13 protein-coding genes and 1 tRNA gene are annotated in these 13,878 nt (G+C 72.1%); 4 read left to right on the top strand and 10 right to left on the bottom strand.

Going from position 1 to position 13,878, the window contains the following annotated elements:
* Positions 1-353: 353 nt before the first annotated feature.
* From ACFPZJ_RS08225 to ACFPZJ_RS08215, 3 genes are all read left to right on the top strand, one after another.
* On the top strand, positions 354-2,687 hold the full coding sequence (locus ACFPZJ_RS08225; protein WP_381019143.1) for a FlgD immunoglobulin-like domain containing protein: 2,334 nt from the start codon (positions 354-356) through the stop codon (positions 2,685-2,687).
* 248 nt (positions 2,688-2,935) lie between these two features.
* Positions 2,936-3,008, top strand: a tRNA-Lys gene (locus tag ACFPZJ_RS08220).
* Between the two features lie 424 nt (positions 3,009-3,432).
* A complete protein-coding gene (locus ACFPZJ_RS08215) occupies positions 3,433-3,666 on the top strand; it encodes a helix-turn-helix domain-containing protein (protein ID WP_381019141.1) in 234 nt (77 codons plus the stop codon).
* Positions 3,667-3,939: 273 nt separating this feature from the next.
* Here ACFPZJ_RS08215 and ACFPZJ_RS08210 read toward each other — a convergent pair whose 3' ends face one another.
* On the bottom strand, positions 3,940-4,308 hold the full coding sequence (locus ACFPZJ_RS08210) for a hypothetical protein (protein WP_381019139.1): 369 nt from the start codon (positions 4,306-4,308) through the stop codon (positions 3,940-3,942).
* 332 nt (positions 4,309-4,640) lie between these two features.
* On the opposite strand from ACFPZJ_RS08210, the gene ACFPZJ_RS08205 reads away from it, so the two are divergent.
* Positions 4,641-5,396, top strand: a complete 756-nt coding sequence (locus ACFPZJ_RS08205; protein WP_381019137.1) for a GntR family transcriptional regulator — start codon at positions 4,641-4,643, stop codon at positions 5,394-5,396.
* A 203-nt stretch (positions 5,397-5,599) separates the two neighbouring features.
* Here the strand turns inward: ACFPZJ_RS08205 and ACFPZJ_RS08200 are convergent, their stop codons facing one another.
* From ACFPZJ_RS08200 to ACFPZJ_RS08160, 9 genes are all read right to left on the bottom strand, one after another.
* The gene (locus ACFPZJ_RS08200; protein WP_381019135.1) at positions 5,600-6,322 is read right to left on the bottom strand and encodes a collagen-like domain-containing protein; all 723 of its coding nucleotides are present in this window, start codon (positions 6,320-6,322) and stop codon (positions 5,600-5,602) included.
* Positions 6,319-6,585 (bottom strand): hypothetical protein, encoded by a 267-nt coding sequence (locus tag ACFPZJ_RS08195; RefSeq protein WP_381019133.1) that lies wholly within the window; start codon positions 6,583-6,585, stop codon positions 6,319-6,321. Before ACFPZJ_RS08195 ends, ACFPZJ_RS08200 begins: the two co-directional genes overlap by 4 nt.
* Before the next feature lie 9 nt (positions 6,586-6,594).
* Entirely contained in the window at positions 6,595-6,789 is a 195-nt protein-coding gene (locus ACFPZJ_RS08190; RefSeq protein ID WP_381019132.1) for a hypothetical protein, read from the bottom strand.
* A gap of 3 nt (positions 6,790-6,792) precedes the next feature.
* Complete coding sequence (locus tag ACFPZJ_RS08185; RefSeq protein WP_381019130.1) at positions 6,793-7,653, bottom strand: peptidoglycan recognition protein family protein; 861 nt, start codon at positions 7,651-7,653, stop codon at positions 6,793-6,795.
* A 61-nt stretch (positions 7,654-7,714) separates the two neighbouring features.
* Positions 7,715-10,246 (bottom strand): right-handed parallel beta-helix repeat-containing protein, encoded by a 2,532-nt coding sequence (locus tag ACFPZJ_RS08180; RefSeq protein ID WP_381019129.1) that lies wholly within the window; start codon positions 10,244-10,246, stop codon positions 7,715-7,717.
* 10 nt (positions 10,247-10,256) lie between these two features.
* Positions 10,257-10,889, bottom strand: a complete 633-nt coding sequence (locus tag ACFPZJ_RS08175) for a hypothetical protein (protein WP_381019127.1) — start codon at positions 10,887-10,889, stop codon at positions 10,257-10,259.
* 10 nt (positions 10,890-10,899) lie between these two features.
* Positions 10,900-11,826, bottom strand: coding sequence for a hypothetical protein (locus tag ACFPZJ_RS08170; RefSeq protein ID WP_381019125.1), 927 nt, complete (start codon positions 11,824-11,826; stop codon positions 10,900-10,902).
* Position 11,827: 1 nt separating this feature from the next.
* Positions 11,828-12,973, bottom strand: a complete 1,146-nt coding sequence (locus ACFPZJ_RS08165; RefSeq protein ID WP_381019124.1) for a phage tail protein — start codon at positions 12,971-12,973, stop codon at positions 11,828-11,830.
* A 1-nt stretch (position 12,974) separates the two neighbouring features.
* Positions 12,975-13,868, bottom strand: coding sequence for a hypothetical protein (locus ACFPZJ_RS08160; protein ID WP_381019122.1), 894 nt, complete (start codon positions 13,866-13,868; stop codon positions 12,975-12,977).
* Positions 13,869-13,878 lie beyond the last annotated feature (10 nt).

Genomic DNA, 13,878 nt, shown 5'->3' with positions numbered 1-13,878 from the left:
CCGGGCTCCCGCGTCGCTCCTGCGTCCCGGGCTCCTGCGCCGTGCGTCCCGGCACCGGCGTCCCGTGGCGGGAGCAATCGCTCTCTTTTTCGCTTCCTTCACATCAATGGCCGTTGTTAACATCCCTTGACCATGCATGGGGGTGCGCGCCGAGGGGGAACGACGTGGTCGCGCACGGCGGCGGGGGCAACCGACTCCCGGTCACCATGCGTTCACGTTTCCCGGGGGTACCTCTGATGCGACCCGTCCACCTGACCTCCGCACACCGCAGATCCGTCTTACGCGGACCCGTCTCACGCGGATCCGCTTCCCGCGGGTCCGTCCGCCGCGCCACGGCCGCCGCCGGTGTGCTCGTGCTGACCCTCGGGCTCACCCCGCTCCTGGCCGCGCCGGCCGCCGCCGCGGAAGCGCCCGCCCGGCTGGACGTCACGCCCAACTGGCGTACCGTGCCCCGCGAGGACTCGCTGGGCTCCTTCGGCGCGACCGGGTTCGCCCACGCGCCCGAGGACGCGGACCCGCACTCCGGACAGGAGTTCCAGTGGACCCGGCTCGACACCGGGGAGACGACCACCCTGCTCGGGCACGGCAACAACGAGGACGCCGCCTTCGGCGAGTTCGGCGCGGAGTCGGACTACGTCGCCCACCACCACCTGGGCCGGATCGACATCCGCAGCATGGCTGACGGCGGCTCGCACCGGCTCGACATCCCGTCCGAGGACTCCTTCACAGGCCTGGTCGGCTCCTCCGTTCTGGTCCGCGACCAGGCGCGGAACGAGGAGGGCGGCTCGCCGGTGCTCACGGTCGAGGGCTGGTACGTGCTGCCCGCGGACCGTCCGGCCGCCGACGCCAAGGTGCCCGTCACGGGCTGGCCGCAGGGAGCGGACCTGCAGTACGCCCGGCTCGTCGCGGGAGACGCGGACGAGGCGGTCGTACGGTTCGCCACATCCGCCGAGCAGGCCGAGTCCGGGCGGTTCGACCGGCTGGGGTTGATCGACCTCAGCACCGGGACACTGCGGTCCGTCCCGGCCGCGACCGGCTGGGACACCTCCGTCGTGGTCGCCGGGGAGACGCTGGCGTGGGTCGACACCGACGGCCTCGCGCACGTCCGCTCACGCGCCGATCTGGCAGCGCCCGAGCAGGTGTTCCCCTTCCCGGCCGACCTGGACCGCTCGAAGCTCGGGCTGCTGGACGGCTGGCTGCTCGCCTTCACCCGGGCCGACGGCACGGACGCGGCGCTGAAGCGCGCCCTGGTCGCCGTGTCGTCCGACGGACAGCAGCGGCGCACGCTGCTGGAGAAGGCCGACAAGGAGGCCGTGCAGGTCGCGGGCGGTGGCGTCGCGGTGATCGGCGGGACCTCCTCCGTGGACTGGCATCTGCAGAAGGCGACCGTCGGCGCGGACGGCCTGCCGCGCCTGGAGAAACTGCGGCGCGTCGCCCCGGTGGCCGCGGGCGTCGACGCGCTCGCGCTGAGCGCGGGCACGCTCTCCACCGTCGAGAAGGACGGCCCGCAGGGCGCCGGCTTCTACCACCGCACCGTCGGCCCCGCCGCCGTGTCCGCCCCGGTGTGGGCGGGGCGGGAGAGCGGACGGTCGTACGACCACACGGTCTGCGGGCAGCACCTCTGCACCCGGCTCCTCGGCAGCGGTGACGGGCGCACCGTCTACCAGGTCCGCAACCACGAGACCGGCCGGTCGCAGGTCGAGGTCGTGGGCCGGCGCGGCCCCGACCAGGCGGACCGGGCGCTGACCGGTGACGTCGACGGGTGGCTGACGGACTCCTCCGGGCGGTACGCCGTCTACCAGAGCGGCCGGCCGACGGTGCCCGGGATGCCCGTGACGGACGGGAAGACCATCGTCGTCGACCTGGACACCGGCACGGTCGTCGACCAGCGGGCGCAGACGGGCGCGACCGTCTGGGGCGGCACGCTGTACGCGGCCACGGCGACGCCGGGCACCGTCGCCCGCAAGGACCTCGCGACCGGCAGGCAGACCGGCACCGTCGACACGGGTGCGCCCTGCGTCCCCGTCGAGCTGCAGAGTGCCGGGCGGTGGCTGTACTGGACGTGCGAGCAGTTCCGCCAGCACGGTGTGGTCGACCTCACCACCGGCGAGAAGATCGCGCTGCCCGCCGGCCGGGGCGGTCTGCTCGGCGACGGCTACTTCGTCAACCAGCGCTACACGGGCGCCACCCTGCGGCTGACCGAGTTCCAGAGCGGCGGCACGGCCGTCACCCGCGACCTGGGCATCCCCATGCCGACGGACGGCAGCGACAGCCGGCGCCGCACCTGGGCCGTGGACCGCTTCGGCGGCGGCCTGGCGTACGTCGACCAGGAGAACGTCGTCCACGTCGTGGCGAGCGGAGTGCCCGCCTCGCCGCTGGCCGCGGCCTCGGCCTCCACACCCACCGCCTTCAAGGCGGCGGACGGCTGGAAGGCGTCCTGGCAGCTGTCGAGGCCGGCCGCCTCCTGGAAGCTGACGCTGAAGAGCACGGCGAACGGTACGACCGTGCGCACGCTCACCGGCGGCCGGACCAGCGGAACGGCGCTGAACGCCGTGTGGGACGGCAGGACCTCCGCCGGGGCGTCCGCGGCGAACGGGACGTACGCCTGGACGCTCACCGCGCAGCCCGCCGACGGGCAGGGCGCGGCACTGACCCTGTCCGGGAAGGTGACCCTGTCCGGGCGGTGAGGCAGTGCGCCGCGACCATGGCGGGGAGGACGGCTTCGGCGACGTGCCGGCCCGGGACAGGGCCGGCCCGTTCCTTCGTCGACCGCACGAAGATCGCGGCCGGCCGCCGGCAGGGGTACGAAGGGCCGTTCCGGGCAAGGCTCGGGGAGGCAGGGCACGGCCTTTCGGCCGACCCGGCGCGGCCGCGTCCCGATACCCGATCGGAGACGCGGCTTCCTCCGGCTATGCTCGGGTAGGCAACATCGCCTGGGCCCTTAGCTCAATTGGCAGAGCAGTGGACTTTTAATCCATTGGTTGTGGGTTCGAGTCCCACAGGGCCTACAGGTTGGACCCCAGCTCAGTGCGGGAATGAGCTGGGGTCCTGTCCGTTTTGACCAGGCGTCATGATCGTTAGCTGGCCCGTAGCTGGCCCGAGAGTCCAGCGATCACGCCGAACGCGCGGCGGCCCCCAGCCGGGTCGGGGGTCCCAGCTGGGGGCCGCGCAACTCCCCTATGGGGAGCGGGTGGTCGCCCTCAGGGGCGACCACCCTCCTGCCTCTGGCGTCCTCTCCGGAGCCGCTCTGCGACCCCAACGCCGTCGGCAGGCTTGTCTCGTCACCAGCGCCTGGCGGGCGACGGTGACGAGGGCCAGCGTGTGGGGGGCGCGGCACCGGATTCATGGAGCCCGTTCCCACCCACAACAAGATCATTCAATTTGCCCTGACAGGCAAAGACAAGAGGGAAAGATCGTTACAGCGTTGGCGGGGTGCCACTCGATCCGCTGCCTGACTGGGTCCTCGCCCGACGCCGGGAGGTCGGGATACGCATCCGCGAGGCGCGACTGGCGGCGAACCTCACACAGATGGAGCTCGGCGCTCGCATCGGCCGTGACCACCGGACGATCCACCGATGGGAGTACGGACAGCGCGTTCCGAACCTGGACGACTTGGTGCTGCTGGCGGACACCCTGGACACCTCGGTCGGCGACCTTGCTGGGTGAGCGGCCCGCCCCGCGGGGGGAGCCTTCCGGGGCGGGCCGCTCGGTCCCGCCGCTGGCGCGGCCGGCGCACGCGCCAGAGACGGGAGTCTGGAATCTACGACCTGCGGTCTGGCTTATGAGGGTGGCGACGGATGCGGACGTTGCAGTCGGACACCCGCGACACGTCGCCCGCCATCCTCGCTTCTTCCCGCTCGCGGGCGAGCTGGCCGCACTCGCGGCAGCCGGTCACCGGCTCCGGTTGGACAAGCGGCATCCCCATCTGGACCTTCATACTCACCGGCCCCCTTCCTGCGTGGCCGTTGCGGGCGCGGACCATCGCCAGCCCTCGCGCATCAGGCGGCGCACCTCCACGGCGAACGGGCAGTCCGAGCGGCTCTCACATGTCACGCACACGCCCGTCTGCGCGTGGTCGAACAGGGCGATGAATGCTTGCTCGCCGACGCACTTCGGGCAGCCGCGGGGGAACCAGTTGTACTCCCCGTCGAGGCGCTTCTTGCGTTGCGGGCCGAGGTCCACGGCGTCCACGGGGAGGGGCACGTTGCACCAGACGCAGGCGGCGCCGCGGACTTGGTCCTCGGTGAGGCCGTCGAGGCTGGGCAGTTGCAGGGCCTGTAAGACCATGCCTTTGTCGTCTATGTCCATCGGCTACCCCTCGTCCACTTGGGCCCATATCTCGGGGGCGCCGTTCGCGTCGGTACTCCCCCAGACATCCGCGCTGCGGAGTGCCTCAAGGACCCGCGGCCACGCGGGGTCGCACCGGTCCGGCGCGTCGGCGTACATGCGTGTGCCTCGCCGGGTGGCGAGCAGGTGCACCGGCTCGCCCAGCGCGCGCTCTAGCGCGGTGCGCAAAGCCGCTGCTCGCAGGCTGATAGACACAGGACATCCCCGCTCTCGTGCGAGAGACTGACTCTCGTACGAGAGTAGCGACCGGCCCACTACTCTGTCACGCAAGTCACACGGAAGGGAGGCGGACGGTGACGGACACACCGCTGTACCTGCGCGTCGCGGAGGAACTGCGCGCCCGCATCGAGTCCGGCGAGCTGGCCCCAGGCACCCGACTCCCATCCGTCGCCGAGCTGATCCAGCAGTACGGCGGCAGCAACAGCGTGGCCACCCGGGCGTACCGGCTCCTCGTCGACGACGGCCTGGTCGTGTCCCGGCACGGCGCCGGCCACTACGTTCGCGGCACCGACACTCCCGAGCTCCTCGTCCGCCGCCACCGGCGCCGGTCGGAGGACTCGCCGTTCGCGCAGGGCGCGGCCGAGCAGGGCGCGGTGGGGACGTGGCGGCACGAGTCCACTACCGAACAGGCCACGGAGACGGTGGCCGTCCGGCTCGGCATCGAGCCCGGCGACGCAGTAATGCACACCTCGTACGTGTACCTCGCCGACGACCGGCCGGTGCAACTGGCCGAGTCGTGGGAGCCGCTCGCCCTCACCGGCCAGTCACTGATCGCGCTGCCCGAGGTCGGGCCGTACGCCGGCGTCGGGGTGGCTGCGCGGATGCGGGTCCTCGGAATTGAGGTCGGCGACCCGGTCGAGCGGGTCCGTGCCCGTATGGCCACGCGCGCCGAGGCGCAGGCGCTCGGCATGACGCCGCCCGGGCCCGTGCTCGCGATCGAGCGGACCTACTACGACCAGGAGTCGGGTCGGCCGGTGGAGACGGCGGACGTCGTCATGCGCGGGGACCGGTGGGTGGCGGTCTACGGCCAGGACCCCGATCCGAGCTGACGGCATGACGAAACGCCCCCTGCACGGCCCGCGTAGGGCCGTGCAGGGGGCTGTTTTGTAGGGCGGAAGGTGCCGCCGCTGGGTGCGCAGGTCAGCGGCGGCACCAGGGGCTTGCCGGCTGGCGACTGAGAGAGCCGGTAAGCCCCGCACATACAGCCTGACCAGCCTGTCACGGCTGCGCCAGCGGAGTACGCCCAGACGGGTCACGGGTACTGGCGGCGGTAGGGATCGAGGCCCACTGCGAGCAGGCCCGAGCTGGAGGGGGAGGGCTCGGGGTCAGGGGCACCGTTCCGTCGGCAGACCAAGGCGTCGGGGTCCCACGACGGGGCTTGGAGGCTGTACCCGTCGGGGCAGTCCGGCCCGGGCGGGCCCTGCTCACCGCGAGGTCCCTGCTCGCCTTGCGGGCCTCGCTCGCCGGGTGGTCCCTGTTCGCCCTGGGGGCCTTGCGGTCCTTCTGGTCCCATCGGTCCCTGCGCGCCGTCTTGGCCGGGTTCGCCGGCGGCGCCTGGCTCGCCTGGGGCGCCGTCGCTGCCGTCCTCCCCTGGGGTACCAGGTGCGCCGTCCTTGCCCGGGCGGCCGGGCTCGCCCGGGTCCCCCTTCTGGCCAGGGATCGGTACCGGTACCTCGGCCCGCGCGGGCAGGTCCTTGATGGCGTCGGACGGGTCTGGGGCTACGGGCTGTTCGCCCTCGCTCCGTACCTGCGCGCGCAATGCGCGCACGTCGCCGGCGAGTGTCGACACGGCGTCGCCCCTGCGGTTCGCCTCGGCGACCGCTTCTCTTGCCTCGGCAGTGGCGTGCTGGCGTGCGGTCGCCTCGGCGTCGATGCGTCCCCAGATGATGACGACCGCGCCGGACAGGGCGACCAGCCAGCACAGCAGCGCTACGGGGCGCCAGCGGCGGGCCAGGGCCCGCTCTGTCCGGGTCACGGTTGTCCTCCGAGAGAGATGATGATGCCGCGTAGCCGAGTAATCTCCGCCTGGTCGGCGGCGCGCAGGCTGGACTGCTCGGCCAGTTCCTTGTGCAGCTCGGTCACCTTGGCGTCGAGCCGGTCCCGTTCCTTTTGCAGGGTGCCGGTGAGGTTCGTATAGCCGGTGAGGGCGTTCTCGCCTCGCTTGCCGAGGTACGCCACCACGCTGCCGGACAGGACCCCAGCGAACGCGAGGATCGCGCCGATGGTGGTGGCGTCCAAGGTGGCTCCCTACAGGTCGCGCGGAGGGGTAGTCGTCGGCCGGTTGGGCACGGCGTAGGTGATGCCCCAGGCGCCGAGGACGGCCAGGGCGACGGTGACGCCCTCGCCGGTGGTGATCGTGCCGTCCTGCGCGGCGGTGACGAGCGCCGCGGACCCTGCAGCGATACCGGACACGATGGCCTTGGCGATGCTGGAGATTCTCATGGGTCAGTCCTTCACAGTGAAGCCGTAGGCGGAGCCCAGGCGAGTGAGTGATTCCCGGCCGAAGTAGCCGTCGGCGGCCTGGCCGGGCTTGCGGCCGCGGAAGCCGCACCGCTCCTGCCACTCGGACACGGCCGGCCGGGTCCTGGAGCCGAGGGAGCCGTCGACCCACCGCTTGGCCAGCAGCCCGGCCTTGTACAGCGCGGTCTCGACGATCAGCCCTTCGGCCCGGTAGGTGGTGCCGCCCTGCGGCAGGCCCGGGTCACGGCGCTGCGCGGCCTGGATGTGCGCCAGAGAGACGACCGGCCGCTTCGACGGGGCGGGCGCCGGGGCGGCGGGCTTGCCTGCGCGGGCGACGATGGCGGGCAGCAGCTCGGCGCGGAACTGGGCGGCGCGCTTGTCGCCGGGGCACTTGGTGCCGGACGGCGACCACTGCGGGAACATGCGGTGGATGCCGAAGCCGCCGGCGGATCCGCTGCTGCACGCCTTCAGCGGGATGGCGTGGGTGCGGTGGGCCCAGACGCCGAGGTCGGTGAGCGTCTCCAGTTGCTCGTCGGTCCACGGGTCGGAGGCCTGCGTGTTGGAGGCGGTCTCGGCGCTGATGGCGCCGGTGCCGTCCGCTCTGCGGTTGGCCTGGTAGTTGGCGTCGGCGCGGGTGGTGGTGGACAGGTACTGGCCGAGCGACCCGTCGAAGTCGACACCGAAGTGCGACTCCAGGGACGTCGAGTTCTTCCAGTAGGCGTACAGGCGGTGCTCGTCCCACGGCGCGACGATGCTGTGAAAGATCATCTGCGTGGGGCGGATGGTCGGCTGGTCGTGGGCCTCGGGGAGCAGCTCCAGGCGGACCGCGTCCTTGAACCAGGCCATTGGGCCTCCAGACATGAGAAAAGCCCCGACCGGTCGGTGCGGGGCGTGGGGTGGACGGCTGTCAGGCGACGTAGCCGTGGGCGAGGATTCCGGCGCCGGCGAACGCTGCGGCCGTGAACGCCCCGCCGGTGACGGTGGGCGGGGTGGTCTGGCCGCTGTTCGTCGGCCCGAACCCAGGGCTGGTGTTGGCGAGGCCGGCGGGCAACGACCCCTCGCCCACGATGTTCGGCACGGTGGTGGCGGCGACCATGAAGCCCAGGTAGTGCAGGCCGCTGTACGTCGTGGTGTACGACGTCGCCGACCCTGCGGTGGTCTGCGCGATCGCCAGCGTCTTGGTCGTGTTCGACGCCCAGGCCGCCGTCGTCGCGTCCGCCGTGCGGGCCAGCGCCACCCTGCTGCTGTTGTGCAGCGTGAACCACTGGTTCGTCGGCGACGCGGCCGCGGTGCCGCCCGAGGTGAAGCTGATGCTGGAGATGACCAGGCCCTTGGGCAGCCAGATCGGCACCAGGTACAGGGCGCCGCTGACCGGGGTGGAGGCGGTGCCGCAGCGCAGCCGTGACGTCGTCTCGTACCGTCCGGCCGGCGACATGGCGGCCTCGAGCGCAGGGACTGGCGTCAGGTCCCCGTCCACGGCGTTCGACCCGGGCAGGGCGGTCATGCCGCCGGGGCCGGTGACGGGGGCCGCCGTTGACACGCTCATGGCTGCTGAGGCGTTCCAGCCGTTGCCGGAGAAGTCGTTGTCCAGCACGCTGCAGCTGGTCGCCGAGGCGGCCATGGACAGGGCGCTGGTGGCCGCCCCGGTGCCCTTGCGGACCTTGTTGCCGGTGACGAGGCAGCCGGTGGCGTTCGTCGACAGGCGGATGCCGGAGCTGGCGGGAGCGGTGATCTGGTTGCCCACCACGACGGTGTCCGTGCTGTTCGTCGAGCCGTCCGAGCCTTGGCCGACGAAGATGCCGAAGTTGCTGCTGGTGCCGTCGACCACGTTCCCGGTGATGCTGGCGCCGGCCGTGCCGGAGACGTTGAGGCCGTTGCTGCCGACGGCTCGGGCCGTGTTCCCGGCGAGGGTGGTGCCGTCGCTGTAGTGGGCGTAGATGCCCGTGGATGTCGTCGACTCAACGCGGTTGCCGGTGATGTTCGGGGCCTGGCAGTGCTCGGCGTGGATGCCGTTGCCGGTGACCGAACGGATGACGTTGCCGGTGATGTTCACGCCCGGGTACTTGTAGGCGGCGTAGGAGATGACGCGGATACCGGAGTCGTCGCCGCACCCGTCGATGATGTTGTCCGAGACGTCCATCCCATACGGTGCGACCGAGGTCGTGGCCGGGTCGGTGAGGGTGGCCAGGATGCCGCTCTTGCCCGTTCCCGTGATCACGTTGCGGGAGATGACGGCGCGCTTCCAGCCGTAGGGGTGGATGCCCTCCTGAAGGGTGCCGTCGATGCGGTTGTCCAGGACCTGGATGTTGTCGTAGGTGACGCCGGCGGCGAGGGTGTGGGAGCCGACGGCGCGGCCGAACGCGCCGAGTCGGGTGGAGGGGCCGAAGTAGCAGCCCTCGACCAGGATGTTGCGGGCCGGGGTGTTGTCGAAGTCGCCGATGCTGCTGCTGCCGCTCTTGGACATGTCGACCTGGACGGCCTCGGAGAAGCCGCGGGTGCCGCCGGAGCTGTTGTCCTTGAAGCCGAGGAAGCGGCAGTTCAGGGCGCGGCCGCCGTCGCAGGCGTTGAACTCCAGGGCGTGGGCGGTGCTGACGTTCATCAGGACCGCGTCCCGCACGGTGATGTCCTGGCAGTGGACGAAGTTCATGATGTTCGTCTCGGCGGTCACCGTGCCGACTCCGGCGTCGGCGGCGTTGCCGTCCCAGGTGCCGCCCAGGACGCGGATGCGGGAGCGGCCGGTGTACCCGGCGAAGAGGTCCGTGCTCTGGAAATTCCGCAGGATGCCGCTGTTGCCGATGGCCTTCAGGGTGGCTCCGTAGGCCCAGATCGTGGTGTCGCTGTAGACGACCAGGAACGTGGAGATGCCGTAGGTCTTGCCGGGCGGCAGGAACACGATGCCGCCGCCGGCGTCGCGTGCTGCGTTCAACTGGGCCTGGATGGCGGCCCGGTCGTCGGCGACGCCGTCACCGGTGGCGCCGGTGACGACGAACCAGCGGGCCGCACTCTGGTCGCCGAGGTTGGGGGCGCTGATCGGGGAGCTGAAGTCCACCGGACCGGCCACGGTCTGGGGGTCTGTGGTCTGCGCGTCCAGCTTGGTGTTCGCCTCGGCGAGGGCCTGGGCGGCGGCGTCGCGCGCACCGGAGGCGACCTCGCGCCCGACCTGGTACCAGCGAAGCGGGGTGCCGCCGGGCCCGAGGTACTCGTATTCGATCTCCGAGACGTCGGCGGCCTTGAAGGTGCGGATGGCCCCGGGCGCGGGGGAGCTGGACGGGTTGGAGCGCAGCTGCGCGATGGGGGTGGTGCCGTCCGCCTCGAACAGCGCGGTGACTTCCGCGCCGGTGCCGGCCGCGCGGACCACCAGGGGGTAGTCGGGGATCACGTTGCCCTGGTCGTCGGTCAGGACGTCGGACGGCGTGCCGCCGAAGGTGTAGAGGGGCATTGCCGTCCTCTCAGTCGAGCCAGTAGGAGCCGGAGATGTCGATCCACATCAGGCCAGGCGTGCCGCCGTCCTGCTGGCCGTCCTGGGACCAGGCGATGACGGAGCCGCGGCCGCCGAGGGAGTTGGCGTCCTGGTCCGGGCTGTAGACCTCAAGGCGGCAGGTGCCGGTCATCGCGTCGCCGGTCATGGAGGCGGGCGCGGCGCATCGAGCGATCTGCTTGGGGATCATCGCGGTGGGGACGGTGGCCAGCTTCACGCCGTTGGCGGAGATCAGCTGTCCGTCGGTGCGCTGGATCGTGCCCCGGAGGTGGACCTGTCCGCGGTCGATGCGGCCCTCGGCCAGGGTCTGCCCGGACTCGTATCCGGCGGCCAGGGTCAGGGGTTGCCAGGCCTGCAGGGGTTCCCAGTGCGTCACCCAGGTGTTCGTCGTGGCGCTGATCTTCACCCAGGTTGTGCCGTCGGGGGCCAGGGCGACGGTCTGCACGGGGGCCTCGGACAGGCGGGTGTCGCGGTCGGCCAGGTTGGTGACGTGCTGCCACAGGTGGGGGTCGATGGCCGCCGCCAGTTCGGCGAGGTGTCCGGGTGTGGTGGGGCTGTCGCCGCCGCCCGGGATGGGCAGTTGGGCGTATCCGATGGTCGCCAAAGGGGGCCTCCTAGGAGAACGTGATGGTGATGCGGCCGCCGGTGACGGACATGTAGTCGGTCCGTCCGGAGGCGTAGATGGCCAGGCCTTTGGCCGCCCCGGACGCCAGGGCGGTGACCCAGGACTTGGGCAGCGTGGCCGTGCCCTTGGCGCCGGCGGACAGGCGCAGCAGGTCCTCGGGGCCGTTGCCGAGGTTCAGCTGGCCTGAGGGGGCCGAGGCGTGCGCGTGGAGGTAGAGGTGCAGTGGCCGCTTGGCGTTGACGCCGGATCCGGTCTTGCGGGTGAAGGCCACGGTCATCTTCGCCACGGTCTTGCCGGAGCAGGCGTCGCTGATGCGGCTGCCGTAGAACCACGCTCCGCGCCGGTTGCCGCGGCCGGTCCAGTCGCCCTGTGTGGGGGCGGAGGCGTACTCGTCCGGGCGGCCGCTGCGCCAGGTGCCGGAGTCCGTGGGGCTGACCGTGACCGGCTTGGGGGCTGGGACGGAGGGCGTGCCGGGGGAAGGGTCGGAGGCGTCGGCGACCTGGAAATAGACCTCCAGGCGGCCGTCGACCTTGCGCATGTAGACCGCCGTGGCCGCCTGCCAGCCGGTGCCCGAGGGGGCGCCGGTGCCGTAGGTGGCCGCGCGGACCACCTGGGCGTCCTGGGCGGCCTGCTGGGCGATCTGCTCGACGTTCGCCTGCTCGGTCTCCGCCGGGTCGTCGCCGAGGCGCCACAGGACGACGGGGACGGCGCCGCGGCGCACAGCGACCGTGTCTCCGGCCTTGCGGTTGCGGTAGGCGTCCGTGCAGGCGACGTTGTAGATGTCCGCGCCCATCATGTGGATGTTCACGGTGCCGGCCTCGGTGACGTCGATGACCTCGGCGGTGACGGTCTGCAGGCCGCCGCCCTCGGTGTCGAGGCCGGACAGGTCCTTTCCCAGCTGGTCGCGGATGCCCAACTCACAGCCTCCTTGTGCTGGTGCGGGTCTGGCAGGTCATCGACACGCCGCCCAGGGTGTAGGGGTTGGAGTCGATCAGGTGCCGCTCCCATACGCCCTCGGCGACCTCGGCCAGGACGACGTCGCCCGGCTCGATGGCCGGGTTGCAGACCGCGGTGAAGGACAGCGAGGCCTGGACGCCGAGGGAGTTGGCCAGCTGTGCGGCCGCCACGTCGTTCGCCTGGTCCAGGCTGGTGATCAGGGCGGAGCTGTAGCGGCCCGTGCGCACGCGCACCTGGGGCAGTCCCAGACGCTGTGGTGCCAGCGGGTCCTCGACGGGGTTGGGCCCTGCGTAGGTCAGGGAGTCGGGGTTGTCGTCCCACCGGAAGACGGGGCCGATGACCTTGCCGCCACTGCCGGAGTCGCCGGTGACGGCCCACAGGTTTCTCAGCCCCTCGCTGGTCTCCTCCTCGGAGGGCTCGGCAGTGACCAGGTGCCGGGGGATCTCCCACACCACCGGATCGTCCAGGGTGGGCACCGGGGCGAAGGTGGGGATGCCCCGGGCGTCGCAGTAGACCTCCGCGCCGAGGGAGTCGGCGATGCCGGTGGAGGTGCCGGAGGAGTCGGTGCCGCCGGAGACGGCCGCCCACCGGTCCTCGTCGACCACGAACGCGGGCATCTGGGTGTCGGCCTTCACCCCGGAGTGCCAGGCGACCGGGGAGCCGGGCAGGGCCTCGGCCAGCAGCTGCTCGGCGCAGGCCTGGGCGGTGTCCGGGCCAATGGTGCGGGCGGTCGGCAGGTCGGCGCCGCGCACGATGTCCTCGCGGCCGAGCAGGTCGAGGCTGACGCCGAGCCGGGTACGGCGCAGCCGGTCGATGGTGTAGCGGCCGGCCGGGATCCATTCGACGTCCAGCCTGGGGACCTTGATGCCCTGGAACAGGCGGATCTCGGTGGAGACCGAGTTGATGCCGTGGCGGCCGCGCGGTGCGCTGAGCAGCTCCACGGCGGCCGCGTAGCGGACCTCCGCGGTACGGTCCGGCGTTACCTGGCCGGAGCCGAACGGCACGGGCGTCCACGTCACGCCGCCGTCGTTCGACCATTCCGCGCGTACCGGGCGGGCGGTGGCCTGCCCCAGGGCCGCCAGCGCGGCCGCGGAGATGGGCAGCACGTCAGGTCACCGCGCCGTTCGTGGCCAGGGCCGCGTAGCTGGGGTACGAGGCGGCGACGGCGTCGTAGGTGCCGAACGCTGCGGCGAGGGCGTCGTAGGACCAGGCCGGTGCGCGCATCGGCTGGCTGGTGGTGTGGGGCCGCTCGATGGGCACGATGTCGAAGGTGACGGTGTAGCCGCCCGTCGATCCCAGCTTGCCGGTGGGCTTCTCCGAGACGTCGCCGGGAACGAAGAACCGGTCCGGCTTCTGGTAGCCGGGCCGGACCTGTGCCAGCAGCACCCCGGAGCGGATCAGCTGGCGGAAGCGCTCGATGTCCTCGGCGAGGACGTCCACCGACACGGTCTCCGCGGGGGCGGAGGCGGTGTCGTAGGCGACGGCCGTGTACGGGGTGCCGGTCAGGGCCGTGGACTCCTGCCGGGCCGTGCTGGTGCTCCCCTGGTCCGGGCCGTACATCACGCGCATGGACAGGCCCGGGGTCTCCACCGACTTCAACCACAGGTCCTTGGTCTCCGCCGGCGCGGGCGCGGGCACGACCAGGCCCAGCGCGGACTGCGGCCCCCAGGTGCCGTCCGCGTACTGCGGCCGCGCCATGTAGGCGACGGCCACGCCCAGGGGGGCCTCGTGGTCGTAGGCCTGGCCGACGCCTTCCACGGCCCAGGCCAGGTCCCCGGAGCGGACCCCGACGGGCGCGGCCGCGCCGGGGTCCTGCCGGGTGATGGCCACCTTCATGACCTGGGCGGCACCCGCCAGCGGCGCGGCGCCGCCCAGGTAGTCGACGGCCAGGTAGACGCCCGCCCACTGTGCGTCCACGACCGCAGTCAGCCAGCCGTCGGGGCTGGTGATGGTGGTGGGCGGGCTGATCTGCGGCGCCGACGGGTCTACGATCATCGGCATGCGGGGCCTC

It is taken from the genome of Streptomyces bullii (assembly GCF_042657145.1).
Lineage (GTDB): Bacteria > Actinomycetota > Actinomycetes > Streptomycetales > Streptomycetaceae > Streptomyces > Streptomyces bullii.
Note: the sequence above shows the minus strand (reverse complement) of the source record. Positions and strands in the feature narration are given on the sequence as shown.